The organism is Enhygromyxa salina (assembly GCF_000737335.2).
GTDB classification, from domain to species: domain Bacteria; phylum Myxococcota_A; class Polyangia; order Nannocystales; family Nannocystaceae; genus Plesiocystis; species Plesiocystis salina_C.
Genome location: NZ_JMCC02000212.1, coordinates 1 through 4,996, shown reverse-complemented (window position 1 = coordinate 4,996; position 4,996 = coordinate 1). Strand labels below are relative to the sequence as shown.

The window sequence follows — 4,996 nt, the reverse complement described above, 5'->3', positions numbered from 1 at the left end:
GGCCTGAGCGACGCCGCGGGCCGTTGCTGGGCGTCCGCTCGCCAGGGCGCGGGCAAGGGCGAGGCGCCGGCGCGGATCCGCGTGACCAGCCGCGTGAGCACCTCTCCGGGGCCGAGCTCGACGAACTCGAAGGCCCCGAGGCTCATCAGCCGACGCACGATCTCCGTCCACCGCACCGGCGAGTGGATCTGAGCGATGAGCTTGTCTGCGACGGTCGCCTGCGTGTAGGGGGCCGCGTCGACGTTGGCGATCACAGGGATCTGCGGCGCCATGAACTCGAACTCGGCGACAAAGCCCGCGAATTGCTTGGACGCGCTCCGCATGTAGCGCGAGTGAAAGGGAGCGCTGACAGCGAGACGCACCGCGCGGATATCGGCGGCCTCGAAGCGCTCGCAGGCCTGGTCGATCGCCGCGCTGGGACCCGAGAGGACCAGCTGATCGGGAGCGTTGTAGTTGGCGAAGTCGAGCTGGCCGATACCGGCCTCGGCGAGCAGATCGGCGATCGTGGACTCATCGACGCCGAGGACCGCGGCCATCGCCCCGCTGCTCTCGGCCGCCATCAACTGAGCGCGACGCTGGACGAGGCGCAGGCCGGTCTCGAAGTCGAAGACCCCGGCGGCGAACAGGGCCATGTACTCGCCGAGGCTGTGACCGATGAGGTAGTCGGGTCGCGGCGCCCCGCTGGCGATCGCGTCGAGGTAGCTCAGCGCCCCGATCACGTAGAGCGCGGGCTGCTGAAACTCGGTGTTGCGCAGGCGTCGCTCGGGATCGTGCACGCACAAGCTCTCGATCGAGTAGCCGAGGATCGCGTCGGCCCGCTCGACCTCCGCGGGATAGCGGGCGAGCAATTCCTTGCCCATCCCCTTGCGCTGTGAACCTTGACCAGGGAAACCGTAGATGTTCATGGGATCGACTCGCTTGCGCATCGAAGCGCGGGAGCTTCGGCGGGGGCCGAGCTTGCGAACCTCGTCGAATGCGGCGGGTTCGTAGCCAAAAGGACTCAGCAGCGCGCGCGAGCACGAGCGGGAGCCCGACGGGAGGTTGTTGCGCACGAAATTGTGCAAGGTGCCCGAGGGGCCGAGGTCGAGGTAGATGAAGTCGCCGCGCGCCCGCATCTTGGCCATCGTCTGCTCGAACTCGATCGGCTCACGGGCGACTCGCCCGAAGTGCTCGGCGCTCGCGCGCGCGACGAGCTCGCCATCGACGCAAGACACCCACGGGATCTGCGGCGGCCGAAACGAGGTCGCGCGCAGCGGCGCCTGACAGCCAGCGAGGACCTCGTCCATCAGAGTCGAGTGGTAGGCGTACTCCACGGGCACGCGCTGATGGAGGATCTCGGCGTCGCGCAGCTCGAGCTCGGCGCGATCGAGGCTCGCGCACGGGCCCGCGACGATGAAGTGCCCCGGGTAGTTGCGCGCCGCGACCTCGCACCTACGCAGCGCGGGGATCTGATCCATGACCGCGATGTTGGCGAGCACCGTCAACATCCCGCCCGGGGGCCCGGCGTGGAGGCGCCGCGCCTGCCCGACGAGCAGGCGCAGACAGGCGACAGCGTCGATGCAGCCCGCGACGACAGCGGCGCTGTACTCACCGAGGCTCTGGCCGAGCAGGTAGTCTGGACGAACGCCGTCAGCGGCCAGCGACTCGGCCAGCGCGAGCTCGACCATGACGATCGCCGGGTGCGTGATGCTCGTGTCCGTGAGCCGATCGCTCCGGCGCATGGTCGGATCGAAGATCCGCTCGAGCACCGAGCCACCCGCGAGGTCGGCGATCGCTGCGTCGTAGCGCTCGAGCGCAGCGCGGAACACCGGGTCGCGTGCGTAGAGCTCCCGGCCCATGCCCGGGTACTGCGAGCCCTGGCCCGAGAACATGAACACCACCGGCAGCTCGGCCGCGAGCGCGTCGAGCCGAGCCCGCGGCCCCGTCACCGATCGGGCAGATGAAGCGCTTCGTCCGGTCATTGGTACGCATCCCAGAACATGGGGGGCGACGCAGGCCTCGCGCCGGTGATCCTGGCTGGGATGGGTGTCGACCGAGGGTCCGACGACTGGGCCAGGCCCTCACGCACGACAACCCGCGGCACCCGGGCAGGCAGCGCGAGCGGTCCACGGCTGGGGCTGTAGCCCGCGGGGCTCGGCCCAAGCACGACGTGGACGTTGGTCCCACCGTCGGCGAAGCAGTTGAGCCCCGCCGCCGGCGCGCGGCTCGACCACGGCTCGGCCGCGCGCGGGAAGTACAGCGGGGAGGCCTCGAGGTCGAAGTGCTCGAGCGGCTGTTCACCGGACAAGAACGGGGCCTGCTCGCGGTGATGGAGCATGAGCACGAGCTTGATGAAGGCCGCGATCCCCTCGGCCGCGAGCGGGTGGCCGATGTTGGGCTTGATCGAGCCGAGCGCGACCGGCTCGCGCGAGCGCTTGCGGTAGATCGACTCGATCGCCTTGAGCTCGAGCAGGTCGGTGACCATCGACCCGGAGCCGTTGGCCTCGATCCAGCCGACGTCGTCGGGGCCGAAGCCGCTGTGTGCGAGGGCCTCCTCCATGACGGCCTTTTGGGCCTGAAGGTTCGGCGTCGCCGGACCGGCCGTGCGCCCGTCGTTGTTGACGGCGATGCCCCCGACGACCGCGAGCACGCGGTCCCCGTCGGCCTGGGCCTTGGCCAGGGGCTTGAGCATGACCACACCCACGCCCTCGCCGAGGATGATCCCTTCCGCGCGACGATCGAACACGTGAAAACGCGAGCCCGAGTTGAGCAGCCCGCGCTGACCAAACACCTGATGGGCGCGGTCGTCGGCCAGCAGGCTGACGCCCCCGACCACCGCCGCTTCGATGTCGCCAGCGCGCAGGGCCTGGACCGCCATGCTCATGGCCACGAGCGGCGACGAGCAGGCCGTGTCGACCACGAGGCTCGGGCCGCGGAAGTCGAAGAACTGCGAGACGTTGGCCGCGAGGTAGTTTTGGCCGGTGACGACCACGGGGTTGCGGGCCGCGCCAAGGCGCTCAGGATCGGGCGTGTGGTTGGCCCGACCGCCGACATAGACCCCGACGCGCCGGCCCTTGAGCTCGCCCGGTGTGTAGCCAGCCTCGTGAACCGCGGCGACGACGGCGTCGAGCAACACGAGGGCCTGGGGATCCATGGCCGCGACGTCGGTGTCGGCCAGCAAGTAGTAGTTGGGATCGAAGGTCAGTTGCTCCTCGATCAAGCCCGCGTAGTAGCCGAGCGCGCGACCGAAGCGGGCCGTCGGGAGCGGACGCAAGGCCGAGCGGCCCGTGCGAAGCAGCTCCCAGTAGGCGCTCAGCGTGGGCGCGCTGGGGAACTTGGCCGACATGCCGACCACCGCGATCTCGCGGCCGCTCCCCTCGCGCGCCCCGTTGGCGACGGCGTCGGTGCCCCAGGTCCAGGTGCTCTTCAGCGTCGGCGTCGGCGTCGGCGTCGGCGTCGGCGCTGGCGTTGGGGGTGAGGCTGCCGGCGCCGAACGATCGGGCGACGCGCTGGCCGGGGGCTCGAGCTTTGCGTCCGCGTCCGCCGAGCCAAACGCGCGGACCAGCGCCTCGCTGTGCTCGTCGGCCAGGTAGTTGGCGAACTCCTCGGCCGTCGGATACTCGAGCAAGGCCGAGGGGTCGACGCTGACCTCGACGCGCTTGGCCACGGTCTGGATCAGCTGCGAGATCATGATCGAGTCGATGCCATAGTCTTGAACGGGCACGCTGACGCTCAGGCGATCCCGATCGAAGCGCAGCTCAGCCGCGAGCTGGTCGAGGAACCATGAGGCCAGGGCCTCGGCGGCCGCGGCGACCCGAGCGGAGCTCGGCGCACCCGCAGAACCCGGTTGGCTGCGGGAGGGTGCCGACGCTGGGCGGGGCGGCGGGGAGCTGGCCGCGCCAGCCTCGAAGCGACGCGCGGACAGGCGCGAGACCTCGAACGATGGATTGACCAAGGTCGGCAGCACGACCCGCGCGCCGCTGGTCAGGGCGCGCTCGAGCAGCGCGAGGCCCTCGGCATCGGGCAGGGCCTCGAGCCCCGAGGCCAGGTAGGCGGCGCTGCGCGCCTCGCCCATGCCGGTGTCCTTCCAGCTCGGCCACTGAACGCTGACCAGGGGCAGCCCATGGGGGCGCGCCTCGGCCACGACGTCCATGTAGGCGTTGGCCATGGCGTAGTCACTCTGGCCCACGGCCAGCGCCGGGACGACCGCCGCGACCGAGGAGTAGAGCACGAAGAAGGCCAGCGGCTCGGCGGCGAAGCTGCGCACGAGGGCGTCGAGGCCAGAGACCTTGGGGCTGAGCACACGGGCGAGATCGGCCTGGGGCTTGCGCACGAAGGCCGGGTTCTCGAAGTCCGTGACCCCGGCGCTGTGGACCACGGCCCCGATCGGCCCGAGCCGCTGCTTGACCGCGGCGATGTTGCGCGCGAGCGCGGCCTCATCATCGAGCGCGACGCTGAGGACCTCGAGCTCGACGCCACGGTCGACGAGCGCGGCGAGGGGCGCGAGGCGCTGGCCGAGCTCGTCGGCCGCCGCGATGTGCCGCGCCCACTGCTCGCGCGGCGGCAGCTCACGGCGCCCCGTCAGCACGAGCTTGCGGACGCCGTGACGGGCGACGAAGTGCTCGGCCGTGAGCAGGCCAATGCCACGCGTACCGCCGCTGACCCACAGCACGTGGTCTGCGGGGAACCGCAGCGGCCCAGCGTCGGCCTCGCGCAGCTCGGCGAGCTCGCCGCGGGCGCGCACGCCCCCGCGGTAGGCGACCTCCGCGGGCTCGTCCGCGGCGCGGAGCTCGTCGAGGATCCACCGGTATAGCTGCTCGTCCGAGGCCGCCTCGCCCGCGTTGACGTGGCGCGAACGCAGGTGGCGATACTCGCTCTGCAGCATCCGGTACAGGCCCACGCGCGCCGCCCCGCCGTGGACCTCCGACGCGGGCCCGCGCGAGATCAGCAGCGCGGACAGCTGCGCGCGCGCGTCGACCAGGCGCTGCATCCAACCCAGCCAGGTGCCGAGCTCCGC

The 4,996-nt window shown here is 71.2% G+C and carries 2 protein-coding genes; both read right to left on the bottom strand.

The window, feature by feature from the left end; translation table 11 throughout:
- A partial coding sequence (gene fabD / locus DB30_RS40060; RefSeq protein ID WP_146662839.1) for an ACP S-malonyltransferase occupies positions 1-1,961 on the bottom strand: 1,961 nt, incomplete at its 3' end.
- The coding region (locus tag DB30_RS40055) for a type I polyketide synthase (RefSeq protein ID WP_146662837.1) at positions 1,958-4,996 on the bottom strand (3,039 nt) is incomplete at its 5' end. The genes fabD and DB30_RS40055, both read right to left, overlap by 4 nt.